We start from the raw sequence: 25,112 nt of genomic DNA on the forward strand, positions 1-25,112 counted from the left end.
AAACATGCAATGACAATCGACCATATAATGTGATTTTAACGCTGTTTATAGAATTCGCGACCTATCTTTTAGCGATCAAATTCACATAATCAATGGTTATCTTTTGACGTTCCCAAATTATTGCACAAGAATTAATTCTGCAAACGTTCCCAAAAAAAATTTAAAATATTTAAACCATACTAATTCAATAAACAGAACAGACAAGAATCGGGGTGAGTTATGAACTATCCAGTCATAGCAAAGAAATTACTTGAGCAACTCGGCGGAAAAGAAAATATCCAAGCACTTGCTCATTGTGCAACACGCTTAAGATTGGCGCTGAAAGATGAGTCAATCGTCAATGAAGAAGCTATTGATTCCTTAGACGGTGTTAAAGGTCAATTTAAAGTCGCAGGCCAGTATCAGATCATTTTTGGCTCTGGTATCGTAAATCAAGTTTACGCAGAGATGGCCAAATTAACTGGGCTGGCAGAAATGTCGACCAACGATGTCGCAAGCGCGGGCGCACAAAAACAAAATGTCTTTCAACGTGCAGTGAAAGGCTTATCTGACATTTTTGTTCCAATCATTCCAGCGATTGTTGCGGGTGGTTTGTTGATGGGCCTATTCAATGTCCTGACGGCTACTGGTCTGTTTATTGAAGGCCAATCACTCATTGATGCTAATCCGGGCCTTGCTGATTTGGCAAGCATGATTAATACCTTTGCTAACGCACCTTTTGTTTACTTACCTGTTTTGTTAGCGTTTTCTGCTTCGAAAAAATTTGGTGGTAACCCGTTCCTTGGGGCGGCACTAGGTATGTTAATGGTTCACCCAGACTTGCTTAACGGTTGGGGTTTTGGCGGCGCATCAGTCTCCGGAACTATTCCAACGTGGAATATCCTTGGCTTTGAAATCCAAAAAGTCGGTTACCAAGGCTCAGTACTACCGGTTTTAGTTTCAGCCTTTATCCTCGCTAAAGTTGAAAACGGCCTGCGTAAGGTTATCCCTTCTGTACTGGATAACTTATTAACACCAATGCTGGCTATTTTCATTACTGGTTTTGTCACTTTCACCCTTGTTGGTCCTATCACTCGTGATATCGGTTTCCTACTCGGTGACGGCCTAAACTGGTTGTATGACTCTGCAGGTTTCGTTGGTGGCGCATTGTTCGGTTTCATTTATGCACCATTTGTTATTACCGGTATGCACCACAGTTTCATTGCCATTGAGACGCAACTTTTAGCCGACATCGCAGTTACTGGCGGTACGTTCATCTTCCCTATCGCTGCAATGTCCAACGTAGCACAAGGCGCAGCAGCACTCGCCGTTGGCTTCACAACCAAAGACATAAAACTAAAAGGCATTGCGGTACCTTCAGGGATCACAGCCCTACTCGGTATTACTGAACCGGCTATGTTTGGTGTCAACTTAAAACTTCGCTATCCATTTATTGCTGCCATCATTGGTTCAGCTTGTGCAAGCGCATTCATCACTCTCTTTAACGTGAAAGCTCAAGCCCTCGGCGCAGCAGGTTTACCGGGAATTATTTCCATAAACCCTGAAAAAATCAGCTACTACGTTATTGGTATGTTAATTTCCTTTGTGGTTGCATTCGGCTTAACTCTGGTATTAGGAGCAAGAGAGCGAGCAAAACAAGGTGTCCAAGCAACGGCATAATTCCACTCCCCCTATAGGCAATTATGCTCCTGAGCCCACTCATTGAGTGGGCTTCCTTCATTCGAATAAAGACTTACTGGAGAAATAGAGATGAACAAAGTATGGGTAACAGGCGACGCAGTGGTTGATTTGATTCCAGAAGGTGATGCTCACTATTTAAAATGCCCTGGTGGTGCTCCCGCTAATGTTGCTGTCGCAATAGCCAGGTTAGGAGGCAATAGTGCTTTTTTCGGTCGTGTAGGTAACGACCCGATGGGTCGATTCATGCAATCGACTTTAAGCGATGAAAACGTCAGTACCGAGTATCTGCTATTAGATAAGAATCAACGCACTTCAACGGTCGTTGTTGACCTAGATGAACACGGTGAGCGCAGCTTTACCTTCATGGTAAAGCCGAGCGCCGATCAATTCCTAAGCGTGTCTGATATCCCTTCCTTTAAAGCTGGCGAATGGCTGCATTGCTGCTCTATCGCACTAGCAAATGAACCAAGCCGAAGTACTACCCTTTACGCTATACAAAAAATGAAAGACAGCGGTGGCTTTATCAGTTTTGACCCAAATCTCAGAGATGATGTATGGTCAAAACCAGAGGAGATGAGCGAAGTGGTTATGAAGGCTGTAGCGATGGCAGATGTCGTTAAGTTTTCTGACGACGAACTATTATTTCTGACACAAACCACCAGTATTGAGGCAGGTTTAGCGACTCTCAAGCCGCTTTCTATCCCATTGATTGTCATTACTCAAGGAGCGAAAGGAGCGCTAGTGATTCAGGCTGAAACTAACACTTTAATATCTGGTACCCCCGTCTCCCCTATTGATACCACCGGTGCTGGAGATGCTTTTGTCGGTGGTCTCCTGCGAAAACTGTCTTTCCACCAAGAGTGGTATAAGCCCTCAGTCATTCATGAAGCCGTTAGATGGGCAAATGGTTGTGGCGCACTCGCAACCACAAAGAAAGGTGCAATGACAGCATTGCCTGATGAAAAAGCGCTACTTTCATACATTTCATAGCCCTCCTTCCAAGCATCTAAAATGCAGCGTGAGCTCCATTTATTATGGGGTTCATTTTTCTGTCGATTAGAATCATTACTTGCTGCAATACATTTCGGCAATTATCATAAAGCTTTATTTTGAAGAGAGTTTAAAGCATGTCTGCTGCGGAAAAATCATCCAAGAAACTGAGTTTCTATATTATTGGATTAATTTTATTTATTTGGTTTTACAGTTTGTGGGCAGACCGAGTTACTCCAATGACGAGCACCGCACGAGTTCACTCTTATTTAGTAAGAATTGCTCCTGAAGTGTCAGGTAACATCACAGATGTTAATGTTGTCAATAATCAGGTTGTTCGCTCTGGTGATGTGTTATTCAAGATCGACTCAAGAAATTATGAAATTAACCTAAAAGCAGCTCAGGCCAATTTAGCAATTGCCGGGCAAAACATTGGTGCGAGTACAGCAGCGGTTGAAGTGGCACAAGCTAAAGTCGTTGATGCACTAGCAGCGCGTAATAATGCCAGGGAACAAGCAGCACGAGTCACTGAATTAGCCAGAAAAGGTGTGCTAAGTAAAGCGGATCTCGATAACGCGATTGAAGCGCGCGAACGCACTCAAGCGTCATTTAAAGCCGCAGAGGCCTCATTAACACAGGCACAACAAAATTTGGGTCCAAAAGGTAGCAACAACCCACAAATTTTGTCTGCGATGGCCAAGCTTGAACAAGCGCAATTAGATTTACAAAAAACACAAGTTCTCGCGCCTTCCGATGGCATAGTGACTAATCTACAACTTACCACAGGCCAAAAAGCCACCGTAGGTTCGCCAATGCTGACTTTCATTGATCCTCGCGGTGTGTGGATCTCAGCATTAGTGAGAGAAAACTCCACAGAATACATCCGTGTCGGTCAGCGTGTTGAAATTGTACTTGATGCATTACCGGGTCGTGTTTTACTCGGTAAAGTAGACAGCATTGGCTGGGGTACTGGAGGTAGTAATAATATCGACCAAACAACTGGCTTTTTAAACGCAGATACCAAGTCATTAAGTGCTCAACGTTATCCGGTTAACATTATTTTTGAAAATGGCGAAGTACCGTCTAACATTCGTTATGGTTCACAAGCTACTGTGGCTTTCTTTACTGAACAGAGTAGTTTGGGTGAATGGCTAGCACGAATCTGGATGCGCATCGTGAGTGTATGGACTTATGTTTCATAGTGCGGCTAATCCAATTATAAGGTTGGTTTTCGCCCCAATATTGTTACTGTTTTACTTGCAGTTTAACGGTGTAGCCATGCCGATGTTGGCGCCAATATTTGTGGTGATATTTCTAACTATCATGCCCTCTAAGCCACCGGTTAGCCTGTTACTAAAATTACTGTTGGTGATGTTTTTTATCAGTTTTATTGTGGTCAACCTAGGTGAAATACTGGTTGACACGCCAACCGGCTTTGCTCTGTTTTGTTGGGCTTTGCTATTTTTAAGTTATTATCGTAGTCACCGTGATCCTAAAGATATCCTATCAACATTAACACTCATGGTCGTCATCATCATGGCGGTAATGACTAAGCAAATGGGGGTATCCGCTAGTGTTTTACCTTGGTTAATGTTTGAAGCTCTTATCATTGCTATCGTTGTAACTTCATTGAGCTTCTTAATCTTTCCTGGCGACGAACAAGACATTCAACCAGATGAACAAAGCCAGGAGAAAACCAGCGCACATATTACTTTGATTATATTCAAAGCAACGGCCATGAGTTTGGTGTTAGCGGCATTGATCGGTACTGGTAGTTCGCAGTCAATATTGATTGCAATCACTATCAGCAGCATGATTAAAACGCCAATACAACATGAACAAAAAACATTTAGCCATAACCGGTTAATCACCACCACCGTTGGGATACTATTTACGGTACCTGTAATGTTGCTGTTTATGTTTAATGTACCAACTTGGGCTGTATTAGGCGTTGCTCTATTTTGCGGTATCCAACTGGCTTGCTATGCCATTCGCTGTAACTGTCGGTTGAGTATTTACCAATTACTATTTACAAACTTTACCGTATTAACCTATCAAATTATTAAAAATCAAGGCACAGACTCGATGTCAGCGGAATTGACGCGCTTGGTTTCGATAATCATTGCCATTTTTATCGGCGTGCTGATTTTGAATGTAGGAAAATCTGTTGATAGTAGGGTATCAGCTAAAAGTTAACCTCCTCAACAGCGAACTTCTCAGTACTCTATCGTTCTAGTCAGTCATACTGATATCTCGCTATAGCATCAATAATACAGGACGTGATCTCGTCGACACTGATTCACGTCCCTGCTCTCTTTCTTTTTTCTCATCATCGTACTTCGCAGTGTTCAGGATACGGATTCAATCTGTGAGCCAAATGAGATCACCATAAATCTTTCATATTTTTGAAATTGAATGCTCATGAATATGTCACAAAACTCAACCACCATAGCATCAAACGAAACCTCTAATGTCTCGTTCGAAACTCACAAGGAAACTGACATGAAAAAGCTATGGTTAGCGGGTTTGCTATCAGCAACCGTTTCAGGAACAACATTCGCAGCAACCGAAATTACATGGTGGCACGCCATGGGGGGGCAACTTGGCGAAACCGTCAATAAAATCGCAACCGATTTCAATGCCTCTCAAAATGATTATAAAATCACCCCTATCTACAAAGGCTCTTATCAAGAAACCCTTACTGCAGGTATCGCCGCATTTCGTGCAGGACAATCACCAAATATCCTGCAAGTGTTTGATGCTGGTGCGGCAACTATCATGACTGCAAAAGGCGTCGCCAAACCAGTTCAAGACATTATGCTTGAGTCAGGTTACTCATTCAGTTCAAATGATTACTTAGCCGGTGTTCGTAATTTCTATGCCGATAACAACGGCAAAATGGTCGGCATGCCCTTTAACAGCTCAACACCTGTGCTTTACTACAACAAAGATATTTTTGCTAAGGTTGGTGTTGACGCCCCTAAAACTTACGAACAGCTAGAACAAATCGCTGGTAAGTTGAAATCTCAGGGCTACGCCAGTTTTTCTCAGTCCCTCACACCTTGGATCATGTTTGAGAACTTTAAGTCTCGTCACAACCTGCCGCTAGCTGATAAACACAATGGTTACGATGGGCTCCCTACTCAAATCATGTTCAATACTGATGATATGTTGATGCATGTTAAGAAACTAAAAGAGTGGTCTGACAAAGGTTACTACAAGTATTACGGCAGTGACTGGGATGCCAACCAGACCCCCTTCGAACGTCAAGAAGTCGCGATGTGGATGGGCTCATCAGGCTCATTTGGCGGACTACGCAACCGTGTCACCTTCAATTTAGGCACAACCTATTTACCTTACTGGCAATCGGTCAATCCAAATGCTGGGCATACCTTTATTGGTGGTGCAGCTCTATTTGCCCTTAACGGTCACGAAAAACTACAAGACAAAGCGGTGGCTGCATTTTTTGACTACCTAACCAAGCCTGAAACACAAATGTATTGGCATAAAACCACTGGTTATGTCCCAGTCACCAATGCGGCTTATGAATTGACGAAACAATCAGGTTATTACCAACAGCAACCTGATGCTGAAGTCGGTGTAAAACAGCTTAGCCTCGCTTCAGGAGAGTGGACTAAAGGCTATCGCCTTGGCTACTACCCACAAATTCGTCAAGTTATGCATCGTGAATTTGACAACATTTTTGCAGGCCGAACCAGTGTTGAAAAAGGGTTAGATAACGTCGAAATTGAAAGCAATCAACTGCTGAAACGTTTCGCGCGAACCGTTCAATAACGACTCGCTAAGCCGAAGCCCTTAGTCACTAGCTAAGGGCTTATCTCTTTTATTTAACGTGTTTGGATCTAATTGTGGAACGTCGTCAACAATTTTGTCATTCATCCCTACCCTATCTGTTTTTGGCACCTCAAATTGCCATAATTACAGTGTTTTTTATTTACCCAGCAGCAAAAGCGGTCTATCTATCTTTCATGTTAGAAGACCCATGGGGGCTATCTTCAACTTTCGTCTGGTTCGAAAATTATCAAATACTGTTCGAGTCGAGCGAGTACCTGAAGTCGATAGGCTTTACTTTGTTGTTTTCTCTATCCGTCTCATTTTTGTCGCTCGCTATCGCACTGCTGCTGGCGGTGAAAGCCAATAATATCATCCACGGACAAAGCCCTTACAAGATTACGCTAACTTGGGTCTATGCCGTTGCACCAGCCGTAGCCGGTATCATCGGTGCTTTTCTATTCAATCCACACATTGGCGTACTTACTAACGTTTTCAGTCATCTAGGTTGGGAGTTCAGCTTCCAAACAGATCCGATTGACGCCACATTTGCACTGATTTTGGTTTCAGTCTGGAAGCAAATTTCTGTCAATTTCGTCTATTTCCTAGCGGGATTGCAATCTATCTCACTCGCTATCAGGGAAGCTGCGATGCTTGATTGTGTGAGTGATTCGAAACGTTTTTGGACCATCACCTTCCCTTTACTTGCACCGACTGGCTTCTTTTTATTGATCATTAACCTAACTTATGCGTTTTTCGAAACCTTTGGCGTGATAGACACAATGACCTCTGGTGGCCCCGGTGGCAACACTACATCATTAGTTTACAAAGTGTATCGTGATGGCTTTGTTGGTGCCGACCTAGGCGGTAGCTCGGCCCAATCCGTGGTGCTGCTTTTATTGGTTCTGATACTGACATTTATCCAGTTCCGCTTTGTTGAAAAACGCGTTCATTACTAAGGAAAGAATATGAAAAGTAATCGACTTTCCGACCACCTAATCCTTATCACTGGTGCTTTATTTATGGTGGTTCCTATCTGGTTGATATTCGCTAGCTCAACCCATAATCCTAATACCATCGTGAGCGAAGGCTTACAGTGGCTACCTGGCGACAATTTTAGTGCTATTTATAGCGAGGCATGGAACAAGAGTGTTGGCTTTAGCGGTGACGTCAACGCACAAACGATGATTGTTAACTCGATGATCATGGGGCTCGGTTTTTCTATCGGTAAAATCATTATTTCTATGCTGGCTGCTTATGCCTTAGTTTACTTTAGGCTGCCCTACGCCAGTGCTTGGTTCGGACTGATTTTTGTCACACTGCTACTGCCGTTAGAAGTACGAATTATTCCATCTTATGAAGTCGTCTCTCAGCTTGGCATGCTCAATAGTTACACTGGGCTTATCTTGCCGTTAATCGCTTCAGCAACCGCCACTTTCTTCTTTCGCCAGTTTTTTAAAACCATTCCAGACGAACTGCTTGAGGCCGCTCAACTCGATAACGCAGGACCAATACGCTTTTTCATCGATATCTTACTGCCATTATCTAAAACTATGATGGCGGCTATTTTTATCATCATGTTCGTTGTGGGCTGGAACCAATATTTATGGCCAATCATGATGACGACGGATGAGAGCTACAACACTATCGTTATGGGCATCAAACAAGTGCTCAACAGCATTAATGAGACCAGTTCCCCGCGCTACGACTACGTCTTTGCTATGGTGATTTTAGCGATGCTACCTCCGGTTTTAGTGGTAGTTATATTCCAACGCTGGTTCGTAAAAGGATTAGTTGAAAGTGAAAAATAACGCCTGTAAGAGCAAACCATCTATTTCGCATACAAACACTGAAATAAAGCACACATTGGTTATCACACTATGGAACACAAAAGTATCTCAATCCCATACGGTTCAACCTATTCAAAACTCACCGGAGTTCAAAATGCTAGAGCTCAGACAATTGGTAAAAACCTACGACAATGGCCATCAAGCAGTGAAAGGCGTCGATCTCAGTATTAAAAAGGGGGAGTTTATCGTCTTAGTTGGCCCGTCGGGGTGTGGAAAATCATCTATACTACGCTCGATTGCCGGACTTGAAGCCATTTCTGGTGGAGAAATTCACTTAGCCGGTCGTCAAGTCGATAATGAAAAACCAGCTCTGCGCGATATCGCTATGGTCTTTCAAAATTATGCCCTTTACCCACACATGAGTGTTTACGATAACCTTGCTTACGGGTTGAAGAATCGTAATGTCGATAAAGCAACCATTGAATCAAAAATCACCAAAGTCGCCAAAACGCTCAAAATTGAAGACTATCTTGAACGCAAGCCAGCCAAGCTTTCTGGCGGACAACGACAGCGTGTCGCCATGGGACGCGCCATTGTACGTGACCCGCAACTTTTTTTGTTTGATGAGCCTTTATCAAACTTAGATGCCGCCCTACGTGCTCACATGCGCCTAGAAATTAAAAAACTACAACGCGAATTAGGCGTAACCAGTGTCTATGTGACTCATGATCAAGTTGAAGCAATGACGTTAGCGGACAGAATTGTGGTACTAAACCAAGGCAAAATTGAGCAAGTTGGGACTCCGGCGCAAGTTTATCACCAGCCAGCAAGCCAATTTGTTGCCAGTTTTATGGGTAGCCCTGCGATGAACTTTATCCCAGCAAAGTTAGCGTCTGGTTACTTACATATTGGTTCTCAACATATTTATCTACCCGACTATCGCAGCTTGTCATCTCAAAATATAACGGTCGGCATTCGCCCCGAACATGCGAGCACCATGCCGTCCAATGATGCGATTGAACTTAATATGAATATCGCTGCTGTCGAACCACTCGGGCCAAATCAATTAGTTCACGGTATTGTCGGTAATCAACCATTTATCGCAGTGACTGCTGAGATTCATCTTGATCACGATAAACCACTGCATTTATTTATTAACCGAACCAATCTCCATATTTTTGATGAACACGGTAAAAGGCTTTGCCCTATTATGCACACTAAACAAGCGATTGCGTAAAATTCATCAATGAGGATACGAATACCAGCAAGGGGATATTGTGAGCCTATCGTCTAGACAAAAAGATATTTTAACCTATTTAGAACGCTCCAATGGCGTACTATCTAGCACTATCTTATCGAATCAATTTTCTGTTTCAGTGCAAACCATCCGTAAGGATCTCAATGAATTGAGTGATAAAGGGATGGTAAAACGTGTGCATGGTGGTATTTGCTTACCTGGTGCCAACGATAATTTGTCGTACAGCAACCGCGATATACTCAACCTTTCAGCCAAGCAACGCATCGCTCGACAAGTCGTCAGCGAACTGCCCGAAGGCATCAGTATTTTCCTCGGTATAGGTACTACACCCAAAAATGTTGCTCATGCTTTACTTGATCACCCGGGCTTAACGGTTGTCACTAATAATATCAATGCGGCTTTAATGTTAAGCCGCAACCCTAATATTGTCGTACATTTGGCTGGCGGTGCAGTGAGAACTTCTGATGAAGATACCGTTGGTGAGGCAACTACCCACTTCTATCGCCAGTTCAATATAAAGATAGGCATATTTGGCGCAGGCGGTTTAGGAAATAAAGGACAATTGCTTGACTTTACACCTGAAGAAGCCTGTTTAACACGCGCTATCATTGAGCATAGCCAGCAGTGTTGGTTAGTTGCCGACACCACAAAACTTGGCCGTTACGCACCGATTGTGAGCGGTCAATTGTTTGAAATAAAAAGAATGTTTGTAGATGAAGAAAACAATGCTATACAAACCCTATGTCAGCAAAGCAATACTGAATTGGTGGTTTGTTGCTAGAATTAATTGCTCTGTAAAAATAGTACAGCAGTCAAGTGCGATGCTATTGTTCTGTCACCAATTCTACCTCGAAAAATAAATGTAATAAGGAATAAGTATGTCTTTAATCGTTGTTGGGCATCGTGGTGTAGCTGGTCGCTTTCCTGAAAATACCAGAGTCAGCGTCCAAGCTGCGATTGATTTAGGTTTAGATTGGGTTGAAATCGACGTGCAACCAACCAAAGATAATGTATTGGTGGTATGCCATGATCATACTATTAACCGCTGTAGTAATGGCAAAGGCCGGGTGGATGCCTATACCCTACAACAACTCAAACAACTTGATTTTGGTCGTTGGTTTAATCCAACCTTTACTGGCGAGCCCATTATGACGCTTGAAGAATTATTGATTTTGGCAGCCAAGCACCAGTTAGGGCTCAATATTGAAGTAAAGGTCGACCGGCACGATGTTTCAAACGTTGCTCAACAATTAAAACAGCAGCTTGATCATAGTCCAATCGACAAAAAAAATATTTTACTCTCTAGCTTTAGCCACGACATCATGCGTACGCTAGCGCTATATTGCCAAGGCTATAAATTAGGAGTGTTAAGTGAAAGGCTATCGAAAAAGGACTGGCAGCTGTTAGAAGAGATCAATGCTTTTAGCTGTAACTTAAACTTCCGTTGGACAAGCAAAAAACATGTCCAACAACTCCAACAAGCGGGATATCAAGTGTGGTGTTATACGGTCAACAACCCAAAGAAACTGCGCCATTTACAAACTATTAATGCTGTGTTTAGCGACTATCCAGAATTGTTTTTGGATAATCATTAACCTTCACATTAAACAACATACTGAGTTTCAGACATACCAAGTCCTGTAAAATTCCGGTATTGAACCAATTTAGGGTAATAAAAAACCCGCTCAATTAAAGCGGGCTAATGTATTGATTATTAATACTCCATGACTCGAGCAACATAGCTAAAATCACCAGAATCACCATGATAATCACGGTAGAGATCAACAGAGAAAAACTTTGGATTATCCTGATCAATACGTAATGCTATTTTTTTGTTTAGTGCTTCCAGATCTTTTTCACCATAAACATAGAATTTTTTCTTTTGTTCAAGCTGTAATGCTTTCGCATCATGTCTGCTGATATAAATCTCGCTATACCTTTCCACAACAAAACCTGAGAAGGTAATTTCTTCGAAACTTGTTTCTTCGTCAATAGTCACAAAGAATTCACCTTCTTGCTCAACCATCATCAATTGGCTCATGGTTTGATCGACATTTTGCACATCCAACACTTCTGGGGTCTGTGCTGATACATTTGCAGCTAGTGACATCAAAAAAAGCGAAATAAGTGTTTTTTTCATTATGATTACCTTCTGTAGATTGGCGTTTTTATCCAAAGATTTCTATCACTGCTTTGCTATATAAAGTTGCAGGTAGGCCGCAAGTGACTCGATTTAACAAGAGAATAAATAAAAACGCATAATGTGGTTAATCGTATATGAAGGACACCACCCTTCATTAACTTATTTGTGAGTCACCAATATCCATGTAGGACTCAATCAATCATAAGAGAGAGAGCAAAGCTCATAGGTTAAGATACTATCGCGATGCAGAATATTATTACTCATAGAGAGAGCCATCATGAAAAAACAACAATTACTGCTGAGCACATTACTCATATTCACTTTGCCTTCGCTGTCATATGCAAATATTATTGTTGACACAAAGAATGTTGATGAGCAGAAATATCATGCTGACTTATATGAATGTGATCAGTTATCAAATCAAGTTGAACAACAGCAAACTGATTCACTGGGTCACGATGTATTAGGCTCCACAGCCAAAGGAGCAGCATTGGGTGCGGTCGGCAGCGCGATTGGTGGCGGCAGTGGTTCTAATGGCGCTAAAGTAGGAGCTGGCATTGGAGTAATTGGTGGAGCTTTAAAACATGGCTCAGAAAAACGTCAAGCAGAGCAACAATATGATATTCAAAAACAAAATGTTATGCGCAACTGTATGATTGGACGTGGTTATACGGTTTTAAACTAGCACGCTTTCTATATAACCAGAACTTGGTCAACAAAATACTCTTCTGAACTCCTATCACTCTAGCCACCTATCATCACAAGGATGTGTTGAAGATTCTTAAAAAACAACCATATAAAAATCTGCGAACCAATCGCAACTTTTTATTTTTCACCTAGGTTAATAATTAACTAGTCAGCGACTTTCACAGCAGAGAAATCATCTGGTGCCAATATTGTTTCTAGTTCCCATGAACCAGCTTCTTCAGTCATTTTAAGCACACCGTAAGCCGCATTACTAGCGAGATTAAATGCGGCTGAATATTTCCCGTATAAGCAAATACAGCATGAGATTGAATTGAGATAATGCTGCTCATATGTTTTCTAGCCACATATAAAACCAGATTCATTAAACTACATTGTAAATTAACAAGTTAGTATTGATTAATACCATTTGATGGGTTAAATCCATAAAATATTAAGTATGGCTATTTAAAATTGGAGCTAGAAAAAAACCTCGTTACAACGAGGCTTTAAAATTGAAATAAATCTAGCGCTACTAATTATCTTTCATTTTTTCAGAACAAATGACCAACCAAACTGGAACCGCTAACATTAATAGCAATAAAGACCACATCCCAGCGTCAGGCCCTGCACCATAAATGGTAGCCACTGAAAATAGGAATGCGACACTTGCAATCGGCCAGTAGGATTTTATATTCAAAACTTGAGATAATTTATCTCGCTTAACATAAAGAATACCTTCCACTAAACAACAAAATACATAAGGAATCATTGCTGTATCTGTCGATAAGTTAACGATGAGATTATAAAATGTAGCCAATGCACTAGATCCTGAAGCATCAATAAGCAACAAAGCGCTTGATAACATTACAGAAAGCAAAATACCATTTCTCGGTGTACCGCTTTTCGACTGCTTACCAAAAAAACCTGGCATGGCTCCATCTTTTGCAGCTGCCATCGGCACCTGTCCCATCAACAATGTCCAACCGTTAATGGCACCGAGAGAAGAAATAACAGCAGCAATCGAGATAATCATCGCAGCGGTAGGCCCCCAAATGGCATTGGCTGCGTCAGCAAATGGTGCACTTGAGTTTATTAGTGTTTCTCTTGGTAAAACACCCATAACAACGGTAGTACCCAGTATGTAAACCAGTGCCGAAACAGTAGTACCTAAAATAGTGGCTCTTGGAATGGTTTTTTCTGGGTCAATGACATCACCGGCCGGCACTGTTGCCGATTCAATCCCTAAAAAGGCAAACATAGTTAAAGGCGCCGTGGCCGCTAAGGCACTTAAAAAGGGCTTATCACTTGGATTTAGCACATCAAAGTGTCCCCAATCAACCCAAAATAAACCAAAAATACTAATCGCAATAAAAGGGACTAATTTGGTATAAACCGTTACGGCTTGAAATAAGCCCGCTTCTTTCACTCCGCGGATATTAATGAGAGCAACAAGCCACATGGCGCCTAAACCAATCGCAATTTTTAACACACCGTTACCTTGTAACAGTGGGAAGATCTGCGACAAATAACCGACGAGTCCAGCAGCCATAGCAGGTAATGAAGCCCAGATTGAAATCCAATAACCCCAGGCAATTAGAAAACCAGTAAATTTACCAAAACCTAATCTAGTATAAGCATAAGGCCCACCCGCTATAGGACTAATCCTTGCTAGTCTCGCAAAAATCATTCCTAAACAAACGGCAGCAAATGCCATGACACCCCAACCAATAATGGCAACTGCGCCATAAGGAGCCAAAGCCGCAGGCGCAATAAAGAATCCTGAACCAATCATGTTACCGATGATTAAAGCGGTACACATACCTAAACCAAGAGATCGCTTAGATTGCGGTGTATTATTTTCGTGCATGTTTAACACCTTTATGGATATTACTGGTACTAAAAAAGAAGTGACATAGTAGGCTAACCCCATACATCACTTCTTCTGTGAAACAACAAAGACTGAGGTATTGCTTTATCGAATGACAGCCATTAGTGACTGATATTATAGCCTTGATAGTCGTTTAGTGTTTCTTTTGTTGGCTTACCAAAATACTGTGTGTACATCGGTACAAAATCATCCGACTGATATAACTCACTCAGCGTGCGATCAATCAATAAACGAAAATCATCGTTATTCTTAGGCAGTGCTAAACGGCCGTATGCAACCTCAAACACCTGAGGCGACAACTCCACATTGCTCAAGTGAGAGTGATGAAGCTCACCGATTAACTCAAAACGGTCGGCAAAATACGCATCCGCCACTCCTTCCGATACCAATTTGACACCCTCTTCATGTGTCTTCGCGGTAACCACCGTTGCAACTACACCCAGTTGTTTAATTTTGTTGCGTACCCAAGCCTCTGTTACCGTACCTTCATGAACCACGTAAGTATGATTAGCCAAACCACGGTTCACCGTCGCACGCCATTTCGGACCAGTATGAGCCGGCTTATCTTCCAGTACTCGTTTTAAATCCGCACTCGCATTTTCGTTAATGACCGCGCTTAAGCCACCCTTGCCAATTGGCGTTGAAAAACTGACCTGCTCACGACGAGTCAGCGTTTCCATGGCCGCGCCACACAACAGGTCAAGCTCACCCTCTGCAACTTGTTGTAAACCCTCATTGAGTTGGGTTGGGTGATACACAACTTTCATATCACCATAACCCGGCTGAGCTTTGATGCTATCTGCCACTTTATTACACAAATCAATCGCGTAACCCTTTGGCTCACTAGCCATGTCATTCAACGATGAATACGGCGCTTCATCAGCCACATAACCAAAGTTTATTTGACCTGTTTGCTTAACATTCGTTAGCACATCATTGTTCGCTTGAGCACCAAATGCTGACATCAGTAATGTCATTGCCACAATGCTCAATGACCCTATTTTATTCTGTACCATATCGGTATTCCTTACTTCAAAATCTGTAAATTTGTATCGTTTAATATCGAGTGATTACGAGGCGCTTGACTCAGTATCAGCCGCTTTACTGCCATCGAATCGATACGCAATGAAACCATACAATAGGTAAGAGAGCATCATGACAACCATGCCACCAAATACCGCTTCCATACCTGAAGAATATAAGGCGTAAGCGCTATAAAGGATAGCAACGAGCATAACGACGATGTTCAATTTGAACGCATTACCGGTCACGTTTGCTTTACGCATAACTATCACGAGTGCTGAAATCGCGGTGATATAAGGAACAATGTTAGTAACCGCTGCCAAGTTGACTAATTTATTAAACTGCTCGGTCGCATCAGGTGACATGGTCGAAACGGCCATTAATGTCTGAATCACACCCGCAATCAACATACCTAGAATTGGTGCCCCTGCTTTACTCACTTTCGAGAAGACTTTCGGGAACATGCCACCGTCGGCTGTGAATTTGGCTGTTTGTGCCAACGTGAACTGCCAACCTAAAAGCGAACCAATACAGGCAATCACTGCCAATGCCATAATGATGTTACCGACCACTGGGTTAAACATTTGTGCATAAACGTAAGCAAAAGGAGCGGTTGACGTTGCAAGCTCTGCATTCGGTACAATACCTTGGATAACAGTCGTCGACAGAATGTACACCACAGCCGCACCCAAAGTACCAAACAAACACGCTAATGGTACGTTTTTCTTAGGGTTTTCTACGGCGTCTGAGTTTTGCGCAGCAGATTCCATACCCAGGAACGCCCATAATGTCATTGGAATACTTTGAGCAATTGCATCACTAATCGCTAGGTTATTTGGGTTCCAAGCTTGTGCAAACACATCACCAGAGAACCAGAACCAACCAATGACACCCAAGCCAGCAACCGGAATAATCACACCCCACACGGTAATTGCGCCCAGTTTACCCGTTAATTTAGGCCCACCGAAATTAGCCAGTGTAGTAACCCAAATTAGACCAACCACACCTACAAAGAGTGGTGTTGCGCCAGTTCCTAACCATGGGAAAAACGGGGTTAAATAGCCCACCGCTGAAATGGCAATCGCTACGTTACCAATCGCTAGTGATAGGTAATAAAGGAATGAAGCCATGAAAAAGCTCGACTTACCATGCGCTTCTTCAGAATAGGCAGACATACCACCTGAGCGATTACAAAATACCCCGAGTTGAGCAAAAGCATAAGCGATAGCCATTGAACCAACCGCTGTCACTATCCATGACAGTAGTGACACCGCACCAATTTGTGCCATGGTGGCCGGTAACATAATAATGCCCGACCCCATCATATTCACAGCCACTAGCGTGGTTAAACCCGCCAGTGTCATTTTTTTATTTGTATCAGCCATACAAAAGATCTCTTGATAATTAAAATGTGTTGATTGTGGGTTCACAATCTAAAATGGCGATGAGATGCTTTCCTCAAAACAAGCGGTTATTATCTGATGACAAATAACCGCTTTATTTTTTACTTATCGAAGCATCAATTTTTGGTTGCGCTGGGTTTTATGCTTTAAGACAAAGCACGTTATAAACACCATCGACAACTTCAGCACCTTCTACTTCATGCTCAAAGCCAGGGAACATTTCATCCCACAAGCCAAGCTTCAACATGTATTCAATTTGAGGACTGTTGCTTTCATCAAATTTCTCGCCAGACATCATCATTGGGATACCTGGTGGGTATGGCATAACCGCATTCGCGGCAACACGACCCGCTAATTTGTCGGCAGGAACCAATTCGATGTTGTCTTTCACCAGTTGCTGGAACGCAGCACGTGGTGTCATTTCTGGTTGTGGGATCGTTGAGTAAGCATCATTTAGTGCTTGGCCTGGATCATGCTTTTTCAAGAACTCAAACATCTCATTACCTAGATCTTTCAAACCAAGGTTGCCATAACGCTCTGGGTTACTACTTACCAGCTCAGGCAATACCTGAGTCAATGGCGCATTCTCATCGTAGTGACGTTTGAATGACAACAAGGTGTTAATTAATGTCACCCATTTACCTTTTGTCACGCCAATACTGAATAGGAACATCACTTGGAAATCGGTAGTACGAGTTGGCACAATACCAAATCGAGACGCATAAGCTGTAAACAACTCAGCAGGAACACCTGTCTCCAGAAGTTCACCATCTTCACTCATACCCGGAGTCAATAGGCTCACTTTAATTGGATCAAGCATAACCCAGTTGTCTTGTAAGTCTTTGAATCCATGCCATTTATCTTTAGGATCTAAGCGCCAGCAGCTCTGTTCTGACACCAACAATTCTGATGGTGCTTCTTCAAATGGGTAGCTATCGCCAGTTACAGGGTCTACTACTGTCTCCGCGTTCCACGGTTTAAAGAACCAATCACCATTACTTTCGTGACTCTTAAATGCTTTACCTACCGCTTGACGGAAACTCACCGCTTCTTTAATTGCATCGGTTGTCAGCATGGTTCCGCCTTCACCATCCATCATGGCTGATGCGATATCATTAGACGCTACGATTGAATACAGTGGAGATGTTGTTGCATGCATCATGTATGACTGGTTAAAGCGGTCATGTGGAATCGCATCACGCCCATCACGAACGTGAATGTAAGAGGCTTGTGATAATGCCGCTAGCAACTTGTGTGTCGAATGAGTTGCAAAGACAGTCGGAGCGTTTGGATCATCTTTACCTGCACCATCTCGCATTGCGAAGTGGTCTTTGTAAATTGGGTTAAAACGTGCGTAACCGTACCACGCTTCATCCATATGAATACGTGGGCTACTTTGACCAAGTAGGTTTTCAACATCAACAGCGTTGTAACACAAACCATCGTAAGTACAGCTAGTCAACACAGAATAAACGGGATCTTTATTTTCAAGATCTTTAGTTAGTGGGCTGGTTTCAATTTTATTAGTAATGCTTTCAACTGACATATCTGAAGCAGGTACTGGGCCAATAATGCCATACTGGTTACGAGTTGGAACCAAGTAAACAGGACGAGCGCCAGTAAGCATTAGACCTTGTTCAATTGATTTGTGACAGTTACGGTCACAAATAACCACATCATCTTCAACCATAGAGGCCTGCATGATGGTACGGTTAGAACCCGATGTACCACCTGTCACATTATATGAACGGTCAGCACCAAATACTTTTGCTGCATATTTTTCACTCTCCGCGACTGGGCCAGTATGATCAAGCAATGAGCCTAATTGACCACGTTCAATACCCATATCAGTACGGAATAGATTTTCACCATAAAAATCAAAGAAAGCACGGCCAACAGGCAGTTTCGTAAATGCGATACCACCTTGGTGACCTGGAGCTGACCAAGATTGCTCACGTAACTTTGAATATTTTGCTAATGCAGCAGCAAAAGGTGGTAGCAGTTGAGCACGGTAGCGATCAACCGCTGCGATCATTCGTCCAGCAATAAAATCAGCCGTGTCTTCTAGCATCCAAACGAATTCTTCAACTTTAGTCATCACATCTTCGTTGATCGTCTTCACTTGCTCACTGTTTTTAGCCATTAAAAATACTGGGATATTTCTGTGGCGTTGTGCTAACTCATCCAATAGTATTTCTGCTGGACGTTTACCATCTTTGCCAGCGCCAGTTAATTCCCAGCTTAGTAGCACACCGTGTATAGAAGCATCAGAAACGATAGCGGCTAAAGCCTCTTCTTCACTCACTGCCGTTGAAACATAAACATCACGTTTTGTCAGTTCATCGACCAAAATTTTGGTATTGCGACCAAAAGCGCTATCCAGTTTCTCTAACCCTTCATCAATAACAAGTACTTTACTTTTTACTGGGTTGTAATTTGTTGCGATCATAATTAAATCTCATTTGAAAGTTGTGAATCGATACTTCGCCATCACTGTTACGACAAAATGACGAAATATCGTTTAAGTTTGTAATTAGGTAACTTTTATTCAGTTAAGCAGTAAGTCATATATACAAGCTCACCGTTATCATCTTGCTCAATTTCAACACCGTGAGTATCGTGCTCGAAGCCAGGGAATTGAGAATCAAATGCTTGCAGAGCCAGTAAGTAATCAATAACCGCAGTGCTATCGCCTTCTGCTTTTTCACCCGGCATCATTAGAGGAATGCCCGGTGGATAAGGCACCACTTGTACCGCAACAATACGGCCAGCCATCTCTTTTACTGGCACAGCTTCAATATTGCCTTTCACAAGTTGCCCATAAGTTTCACGTGGACTTTTGACAACCGTTGGTAATTGAGTGAAGGCATGGTCCATGCTTTCTAGCATCTTGGTTTCAACGATCGCTTGATGCATTTGCTCAGCGAGGTCACGAATACCTAAACCGTCATAACGCTCAGGGTGACTTGCCACTAAGTCAGGCAATACCACGCTCAGTTCAGTGTTATTGTCATAATGAGTTTTGAATTCCATCATGCCTGCAACCAATGAACCCCATTTACCTTTAGTTGCACCGATAGAGAACAACAGAAGTAGTGAGTAAGGTTCAGTTTTCTCAACCACAATGCCGCGACTTGCCAAGAAAGATGAAACTAAGGTCGCCGGAATACCGCTCTCTTCTAGCTCACCTTCAATATCCATCCCCGGAGTCAATACTGTCACTTTGATTGGATCTAACATGCAGTAATCAGCGCCTAAATCCCCAAAGCCGTGCCATTTTTCATTTGGTTTCAATAACCAAGCACTGCTGTCAGTTTTTAACGTTTGAGGGTCCATATCTTGGATATGGTGTACCTTCAATCGCGTCAGGCTGCCATACATCAAACCACCAATCATTTTGGTTTCGTTGTTGCATTTCATGCTTGATTTTCACCATTGCTTGGCGGAATGAAATCGCTTCTTGAATACATTCATCTGTTAGGTATTCACCCGAGTCATCCATCATTTTTGCTGACACATCAGTCGAAGCAATAATGCTGTATTGTGGCGATGTAGAGGTGTGCATCATGTACGCTTCGTTAAACAACGCTGGTTTCACTGGCACTTTGCCAGAACGAATATGAATCATTGATGCTTGTGACAATGCTGCTAAAAGTTTATGTGTGGAATGCGTAACCGTAATAGTGGCATCGTCTTCGTGCCTTTCACCACGGTGCATACCATAACGACCTTCGTAGAGATTATTAAAACGGGCATAGGCATACCAAGCTTCATCATAATGAATACGAGGTACTGTCTCGCTCAATAATCGTGTCGTTGTTTCAACGTTGTACGTTAAACCATCGTAAGTTGAATTGGTTAGTGCTGCGAGCACTGGAGTTACCGTTTTATCTGCCAATAACGGACTTTCATCAATTTTTTGTTGAATAGCTGTTGGCGTCATTTCTGAGCTTGGTACCGGACCAATGACACCACGAGCATTACGACGAGGAACCATATAGATAGGCATTGCACCTGACATATTCAGTGCGTAATTCAATGATTTATGACAGTTACGGTCAACTAAAACGGCATCACCATCGGTCACCGCAGAATGCAGAATGATTTCATTACTGGCTGAACTACCACCGACAGAATAATAGGTATAATCAGCACCAAATACTTTGGCTGCATATTGTTCTGACTCTTTAACAGGGCCACTGTGGTCATTTAATGAGCCAAGTTCACCGACTGAGATCGACAGATCTGAACGCAACATTTGCTCGCCATAAAAATCGACAAATGCCTTACCTACCGCCGTTTTCATGAAAGCCGTACCACCAGTATGGCCTGGTGTGTGCCATGAATATTCGTGAGTATCGTCAAAGTTGACCATCGCACCAAAAAATGGAGGCAATACCGAATCAAGATAACGTTTAGAAGCAGCTTTAATTCGACCTGCAATAAACTTAGGACTATCTTCTGGGATATAAATAACGCTTTCTATAACTTCTGAAAACTCTAATGGAATATGATTGGCTGTTTGTTTGGTGACACCAAGAATAATAGGGATACCAGCACAACGCTTTTGCAATAGTTTGATAGCTTGTAGTGCTTTTTGATGATCAGCTTGGCAAATTCCCCAGCCGATAACGACACAGCTATATGCTGGACTTGAAGATACTGCAGTTTCAAAATCAGTAAGACTTTTACTGGTAACGACTCGAATACCATCTATTGCTAACTCATTACAAATTTCACTGGCACTTCTGCTAACCGCCGTATCATCATTAATATTCGCGACAATCAGAACCGAAAACTCTTTAGAAAGTCTCGGTGGTAATGGTTGACGTACGTAATTCATTATTGGCTCCTGGAAATGTTTAATTGCGTATCTAAACGTAGTTCATGCCAAAAATTATGCATGCTCCATCGATAAAGCAACAATCCCAATTGATGGACCAAACCATTCAAAATGAAATTTATTGTGAATCAATCCATTAAAAACAAAATATCTCCATGCCGATAGAATCGCCAAATCAACATAAAAAAATAATAGTAACATCATGATAAATATAGACTTTAAATAGTATTTTTAGCCACGCCGCAAAATCAAGATCTATGTAGATTTCTTTTAAATTATCAATAATGAGAATTTAAATTATTATATTGTATATATAGTGGATCACATGCAGAAAAAGTAATTAATTCGCCATATTTCCAAAACTTGGAAAATGACAAAAAACAAAAATTTTAAACTTTCGCCTCGAATCGATGTTGACAGACAACACCAAGCCGGTGATTTGATGGGTAGAGTCCATCAAATGCGATTAAAAAAACATTCGTTCTTACGGTAATGTGCGTTTTTAGATTATTAATAACGGAAGCAGGTAATTTATGAATGCAGTACCACACGAACTTGCTTGGGGTGAAATTTATATTCCCCCATTACTATTGGTAGTTGTGATTGCATACGTTTTTGCAAGTACATTGAGTTTTGCGATAGCGAAATTTGGTTGGCATAAGTATGTAGCTCATCCCGCTCTAGCAGAATTAAGCTTGGTCATTATTTTTACCGGCATCATCAGTCAATTTATCACCACATTTTGAGAGAAAACACCGTGATTAAACGTTATTTTGTTACTTTTATTTTGATGCTAAGTGCTGGCTATGTACTGTTTTCTCAATACCAGACTTACGCACAAAACCCATGGACACGAGATGGCCAAGTTCGTGCGTATATCGTGTCAATTACACCACGAGTGACTGGTCAAGTTACCCGTCTACTGGTAGATGATAACTCACATGTAAAGCAAGGTGATTTATTATTTGAAGTTGATCCAAGTATCTATCAAACCAATTACCATAAGGCACTAGCGTCAGAAAAGCAGGCGGCGGCTCTTGTCAAAAAAGCGAAAAATGAAGAACTACGTCAACGTAACCTTGAGCAACTCACCCCCGGAGCCGTTTCTACATTAACGTTGAACAACTTAAGCAATGCGGTAGAAACAGCACTTGCTAACTTAGAATTAGCGAAAGCAAACGTTGAAGAAGCAAAACTCAACCTCGAATTTACTAAAGTGTATGCTCCTACTGATGGGTATATTACTAATTTTAACCTAAGAGTTGGGTCGCAAGTTGTTGCCAACACGCCGGTTGTTGCTCTCATTGATGAAAATAGCTTTTGGATTGAAGGCTTCTTTAAAGAGACAGACTTACATGGCGTTGCTCGAAAAGATAAAGCTTTTGTGACATTACTGATGAATGATGATCATGTGCTTGAAGGTGAAATTGAAAGTATTGGTTACGGTGTCGCTAAGCAGGATGGTACTACTGGGGCTAATTTATTACCTAATATCAATCCAAACTTTCAGTGGATCCGTCTTGCTCAGCGTATACCAATAAAAGTAAAGCTGAACAATATTCCTGAAGGTTTGCAACTGCGTGTAGGCATGACGGCTTCAGTCAAGATAATAAAAAATTAAGGTGGTTAAGACCTCACATCATTGAAAATTAATATCATTAAAAGCTAATGCCATTAAAGATAATGTTATTACAGTTTAATTTACTTAAAAGGTGACTATCGTGCTTAGCTCTTCAACTAAAGAAGCAATAAAAGTCGCGCTATCTATAGCATTGGCGATCAGCCTTGCCATATGGTTTCAATGGGAAAAGCCATATTGGGCAGCTCTATCCGTATTCGCGATGGCAATGACCGAATCGTTTTCACACTCGGTATTGAAAGGACATAATCGCATTTTTGGAACAATACTGGGGATCGGATACGCGTTCTTGCTTGTCATTCTATTTTCTCAAGATCGATTCTTGTTCATTTTTTTCTACGGTCTATTTATGGCGTTGTGCTTATTTATGTCCACCGATATTAGACGCGGATATATTTTCACAATGGCATTTTCTGTATGTTCAATTATTGCGTGGGCTGGTGGTTTTGACAGTCAACACACCTTCAACATTGCGTTACTTCGCATGCAGGAAACCGTACTAGGAGTCGTCATTTTTATCGTCGTATTCCGCTTACTTTGGCCGATAAGTTCAGAGCAAACTTTCTCAGAACTTTTTAAACAAATGCATCAGCATATGATCAATGATACTAAGTCATTACTCAATGCTGCAGAGCATCATTCAAGCACCGAGGAAATAGACTTAAGACAGCTCATCGCATCACTGAATAACTTTCTGAATAATCCAACCAAAGACAGCTATCAGCTAACTTTTCATAAGGCATTATGGAAAAAAAGGTTACTCGATTTCGCAATTATTCATCACTATTTACGACAGATACAAGTGGATAGTGAGAAAGAGATTAATACCACCTTACTTAATGAAATATTAGTCGCACTAGAGGAGTTCACCCCTCAAACGCCAGAATATTTTGTTTTGCCGGATTTTTTACAGGCATATCGCGATGAAGTGCCGCTACCAACCATTGAAACTCGCTCTTTCACTCAGCATTGGAAAGACGACAGAAGGAAAGTCGCTCACGGCGTTACTATGTATATTGTTGGTATTTATATGTGGATCTATATGTCAATACCAGGCAGTTTTATGTTCCCAATGATACTGAGCATATTCGCATGTATATTACCAACGATGCCTACCATCCTAATAAAAGATATGCTCTGCAGTATTATTGGATTTGGTATTTTTTATAGCTTTCAATACATCACTATCATGCCGATGATGACTGAAATTTGGCAATTAATCGCCTTTTACTTTATTAATATATTGGTTGTTTGGAAAGTATTTTCAACACCTAAGCTTATGATATATCGCTTACTTGGAGGAAACTTGCTACTGATCATGACCATGGGAGCACTCAACCTAATCCCTAAGTATGACATTAGTACAACAATAGATATGTTGACCATTATAGTCTTGGTGTTGATGATGGGACGCTTTTTTGGCGATTTATTTAAAAAGCAATTTTAAATATACGCAAGCAACTTAACATTGCGTTAGCTACAGTGAGGGTATGTGTTATAACACATACCCTCTTTTGATTTTCGCTCAACCATAAGTTGAGATTGTTTGGGTATATATCCAAACAACTTGAAGTTGCAGGTAGCTAACACCGCAGCAACTTCAAGTAGGAAAGGTATAGAAGCCAGATTAAGAATCTAATTGAATACTCTTATGCTGCAATACGCTATCGTATAACTGCTGATAAGATATTTTTTTAAGTTCCTCTTCGCTCATTAACTGACGAATTGTGTTATCACAACGCTCGACTATCTTCTCGACTTGCTGAAAACCCATTCCTTGTGGCCAATAACGCGATAAAATCGTTACCACTTTTAAACACACCGTACGTAGCGTAGGACAGCGGTTAAGTGATCTGCTCCAGCAAGACTGGACACCACATTAAGCGACATTTTGCTGTTCAAAGTTAACAGGGCTTAGATACCCAAGAGCACTGTGCCTTCTCGTCCGATTATAATCAACCTCTATGTACTCGAAG

The 25,112-nt window shown here is 41.8% G+C and carries 22 protein-coding genes and 1 pseudogene; 14 read left to right on the plus strand and 9 right to left on the minus strand.

Translation table 11 applies throughout. From position 1 onward, the window contains the following. Nucleotides 1-219: 219 nt before the first annotated feature. From EYW48_RS09645 to EYW48_RS09690, 10 genes and pseudogenes are all read left to right on the plus strand, one after another. Nucleotides 220-1,659 (plus strand): sucrose-specific PTS transporter subunit IIBC, encoded by a 1,440-nt coding sequence (locus EYW48_RS09645; protein WP_053312341.1) that lies wholly within the window; start codon nt 220-222, stop codon nt 1,657-1,659. 90 nt (nt 1,660-1,749) lie between these two features. Next, nucleotides 1,750-2,670 (plus strand): aminoimidazole riboside kinase, encoded by a 921-nt coding sequence (locus EYW48_RS09650; RefSeq protein WP_176246513.1) that lies wholly within the window; start codon nt 1,750-1,752, stop codon nt 2,668-2,670. Nucleotides 2,671-2,807: 137 nt separating this feature from the next. Beyond that, nucleotides 2,808-3,872, plus strand: a complete 1,065-nt coding sequence (locus EYW48_RS09655; protein WP_277432322.1) for an HlyD family secretion protein — start codon at nt 2,808-2,810, stop codon at nt 3,870-3,872. Then, nucleotides 3,862-4,866 (plus strand): DUF2955 domain-containing protein, encoded by a 1,005-nt coding sequence (locus EYW48_RS09660; RefSeq protein ID WP_053312344.1) that lies wholly within the window; start codon nt 3,862-3,864, stop codon nt 4,864-4,866. The genes EYW48_RS09655 and EYW48_RS09660 overlap by 11 nt, the downstream gene beginning before the upstream one ends. Nucleotides 4,867-5,172: 306 nt before the next feature. Further along, complete coding sequence (gene ugpB / locus EYW48_RS09665) at nt 5,173-6,465, plus strand: sn-glycerol-3-phosphate ABC transporter substrate-binding protein UgpB (RefSeq protein ID WP_261917693.1); 1,293 nt, start codon at nt 5,173-5,175, stop codon at nt 6,463-6,465. Between the two features lie 74 nt (nt 6,466-6,539). Continuing rightward, entirely contained in the window at nt 6,540-7,421 is an 882-nt protein-coding gene (locus EYW48_RS09670; protein ID WP_168521989.1) for an ABC transporter permease subunit, read from the plus strand. A gap of 9 nt (nt 7,422-7,430) precedes the next feature. Beyond that, complete coding sequence (gene ugpE / locus EYW48_RS09675) at nt 7,431-8,273, plus strand: sn-glycerol-3-phosphate ABC transporter permease UgpE (protein ID WP_053312347.1); 843 nt, start codon at nt 7,431-7,433, stop codon at nt 8,271-8,273. Between the two features lie 133 nt (nt 8,274-8,406). Continuing rightward, nucleotides 8,407-9,489: pseudogene (gene ugpC, locus EYW48_RS09680) on the plus strand (sn-glycerol-3-phosphate ABC transporter ATP-binding protein UgpC); the annotation flags it as partial. A gap of 37 nt (nt 9,490-9,526) precedes the next feature. Further along, nucleotides 9,527-10,291: a DeoR/GlpR family DNA-binding transcription regulator gene (locus EYW48_RS09685; RefSeq protein WP_141652935.1), complete on the plus strand. Its 765-nt coding sequence runs from the start codon at nt 9,527-9,529 to the stop codon at nt 10,289-10,291. Between the two features lie 97 nt (nt 10,292-10,388). Then, on the plus strand, nt 10,389-11,105 hold the full coding sequence (locus EYW48_RS09690) for a glycerophosphodiester phosphodiesterase family protein (RefSeq protein ID WP_176246518.1): 717 nt from the start codon (nt 10,389-10,391) through the stop codon (nt 11,103-11,105). A 119-nt stretch (nt 11,106-11,224) separates the two neighbouring features. Here the strand turns inward: EYW48_RS09690 and EYW48_RS09695 are convergent, their stop codons facing one another. Beyond that, entirely contained in the window at nt 11,225-11,650 is a 426-nt protein-coding gene (locus EYW48_RS09695) for a hypothetical protein (RefSeq protein ID WP_168521983.1), read from the minus strand. Nucleotides 11,651-11,930: 280 nt separating this feature from the next. On the opposite strand from EYW48_RS09695, the gene EYW48_RS09700 reads away from it, so the two are divergent. Next, the gene (locus EYW48_RS09700) at nt 11,931-12,338 is read left to right on the plus strand and encodes a glycine zipper family protein (protein ID WP_168521981.1); all 408 of its coding nucleotides are present in this window, start codon (nt 11,931-11,933) and stop codon (nt 12,336-12,338) included. Between the two features lie 534 nt (nt 12,339-12,872). On the opposite strand, the gene EYW48_RS09705 is transcribed toward EYW48_RS09700, so the two are convergent. The 6 genes from EYW48_RS09705 to EYW48_RS09730 form a co-directional block, all read right to left on the minus strand. Next, nucleotides 12,873-14,207 carry an amino acid permease gene (locus EYW48_RS09705; RefSeq protein WP_176314024.1) on the minus strand — a complete coding sequence of 445 codons (1,335 nt, stop codon included), beginning with the start codon at nt 14,205-14,207 and terminating at the stop codon, nt 12,873-12,875. 122 nt (nt 14,208-14,329) lie between these two features. After that, complete coding sequence (locus EYW48_RS09710; RefSeq protein WP_277432323.1) at nt 14,330-15,244, minus strand: amino acid ABC transporter substrate-binding protein; 915 nt, start codon at nt 15,242-15,244, stop codon at nt 14,330-14,332. 54 nt (nt 15,245-15,298) lie between these two features. After that, a complete protein-coding gene (gene potE / locus EYW48_RS09715) occupies nt 15,299-16,636 on the minus strand; it encodes a putrescine-ornithine antiporter (RefSeq protein ID WP_176314022.1) in 1,338 nt (445 codons plus the stop codon). A gap of 157 nt (nt 16,637-16,793) precedes the next feature. Continuing rightward, complete coding sequence (adiA, locus tag EYW48_RS09720) at nt 16,794-19,103, minus strand: arginine decarboxylase (protein WP_176314021.1); 2,310 nt, start codon at nt 19,101-19,103, stop codon at nt 16,794-16,796. Nucleotides 19,104-19,198: 95 nt separating this feature from the next. Continuing rightward, nucleotides 19,199-20,050 carry a hypothetical protein gene (locus EYW48_RS09725; RefSeq protein ID WP_277432324.1) on the minus strand — a complete coding sequence of 284 codons (852 nt, stop codon included), beginning with the start codon at nt 20,048-20,050 and terminating at the stop codon, nt 19,199-19,201. After that, on the minus strand, nt 19,965-21,497 hold the full coding sequence (locus tag EYW48_RS09730; protein WP_277432325.1) for an Orn/Lys/Arg decarboxylase N-terminal domain-containing protein: 1,533 nt from the start codon (nt 21,495-21,497) through the stop codon (nt 19,965-19,967). The genes EYW48_RS09725 and EYW48_RS09730 overlap by 86 nt, the downstream gene beginning before the upstream one ends. Before the next feature lie 533 nt (nt 21,498-22,030). Between EYW48_RS09730 and EYW48_RS09735 the strand changes: the two genes are divergently transcribed. The 3 genes from EYW48_RS09735 to EYW48_RS09745 all read left to right on the plus strand — a co-directional run bounded on the left by EYW48_RS09735 (nt 22,031) and on the right by EYW48_RS09745 (nt 24,583). Further along, nucleotides 22,031-22,243, plus strand: coding sequence for a DUF1656 domain-containing protein (locus tag EYW48_RS09735; RefSeq protein ID WP_176314151.1), 213 nt, complete (start codon nt 22,031-22,033; stop codon nt 22,241-22,243). An 11-nt stretch (nt 22,244-22,254) separates the two neighbouring features. Beyond that, entirely contained in the window at nt 22,255-23,118 is an 864-nt protein-coding gene (locus tag EYW48_RS09740) for an HlyD family secretion protein (protein ID WP_261917691.1), read from the plus strand. A gap of 100 nt (nt 23,119-23,218) precedes the next feature. After that, a complete protein-coding gene (locus tag EYW48_RS09745) occupies nt 23,219-24,583 on the plus strand; it encodes an FUSC family protein (protein ID WP_277432326.1) in 1,365 nt (454 codons plus the stop codon). Between the two features lie 180 nt (nt 24,584-24,763). Here EYW48_RS09745 and EYW48_RS09750 read toward each other — a convergent pair whose 3' ends face one another. After that, the gene (locus EYW48_RS09750) at nt 24,764-24,946 is read right to left on the minus strand and encodes a hypothetical protein (protein ID WP_277432327.1); all 183 of its coding nucleotides are present in this window, start codon (nt 24,944-24,946) and stop codon (nt 24,764-24,766) included. 69 nt (nt 24,947-25,015) lie between these two features. After that, a partial coding sequence (locus EYW48_RS09755) for an IS3 family transposase (RefSeq protein ID WP_130200936.1) occupies nt 25,016-25,112 on the minus strand: 97 nt, incomplete at its 5' end.

Origin of the sequence: Vibrio sp. 1180_3 (assembly GCF_029478545.1) — a bacterium.
In the GTDB taxonomy this organism is placed as follows: Bacteria; Pseudomonadota; Gammaproteobacteria; order Enterobacterales; family Vibrionaceae; genus Vibrio; species Vibrio aestuarianus.

What these genes read in the sequence shown, in the direction of transcription:
- EYW48_RS09645 (WP_053312341.1), top strand. Translation starts at nt 220, where the DNA reads ATGAACTATCCAGTCATAGCAAAGAAATTACTTGAGCAACTCGGCGGA.
- EYW48_RS09650 (WP_176246513.1), top strand. Translation starts at nt 1,750, where the DNA reads ATGAACAAAGTATGGGTAACAGGCGACGCAGTGGTTGATTTGATTCCA.
- EYW48_RS09655 (WP_277432322.1), top strand. Translation starts at nt 2,808, where the DNA reads ATGTCTGCTGCGGAAAAATCATCCAAGAAACTGAGTTTCTATATTATT.
- EYW48_RS09660 (WP_053312344.1), top strand. Translation starts at nt 3,862, where the DNA reads ATGTTTCATAGTGCGGCTAATCCAATTATAAGGTTGGTTTTCGCCCCA.
- ugpB (WP_261917693.1), top strand. Translation starts at nt 5,173, where the DNA reads ATGAAAAAGCTATGGTTAGCGGGTTTGCTATCAGCAACCGTTTCAGGA.
- ugpE (WP_053312347.1), top strand. Translation starts at nt 7,431, where the DNA reads ATGAAAAGTAATCGACTTTCCGACCACCTAATCCTTATCACTGGTGCT.
- EYW48_RS09690 (WP_176246518.1), top strand. Translation starts at nt 10,389, where the DNA reads ATGTCTTTAATCGTTGTTGGGCATCGTGGTGTAGCTGGTCGCTTTCCT.
- EYW48_RS09695 (WP_168521983.1), bottom strand. Translation starts at nt 11,650, where the DNA reads ATGAAAAAAACACTTATTTCGCTTTTTTTGATGTCACTAGCTGCAAAT.
- EYW48_RS09700 (WP_168521981.1), top strand. Translation starts at nt 11,931, where the DNA reads ATGAAAAAACAACAATTACTGCTGAGCACATTACTCATATTCACTTTG.
- EYW48_RS09705 (WP_176314024.1), bottom strand. Translation starts at nt 14,207, where the DNA reads ATGCACGAAAATAATACACCGCAATCTAAGCGATCTCTTGGTTTAGGT.
- EYW48_RS09710 (WP_277432323.1), bottom strand. Translation starts at nt 15,244, where the DNA reads ATGGTACAGAATAAAATAGGGTCATTGAGCATTGTGGCAATGACATTA.
- potE (WP_176314022.1), bottom strand. Translation starts at nt 16,636, where the DNA reads ATGGCTGATACAAATAAAAAAATGACACTGGCGGGTTTAACCACGCTA.
- adiA (WP_176314021.1), bottom strand. Translation starts at nt 19,103, where the DNA reads ATGATCGCAACAAATTACAACCCAGTAAAAAGTAAAGTACTTGTTATT.
- EYW48_RS09725 (WP_277432324.1), bottom strand. Translation starts at nt 20,050, where the DNA reads ATGATTGGTGGTTTGATGTATGGCAGCCTGACGCGATTGAAGGTACAC.
- EYW48_RS09730 (WP_277432325.1), bottom strand. Translation starts at nt 21,497, where the DNA reads ATGAATTACGTACGTCAACCATTACCACCGAGACTTTCTAAAGAGTTT.
- EYW48_RS09735 (WP_176314151.1), top strand. Translation starts at nt 22,031, where the DNA reads ATGAATGCAGTACCACACGAACTTGCTTGGGGTGAAATTTATATTCCC.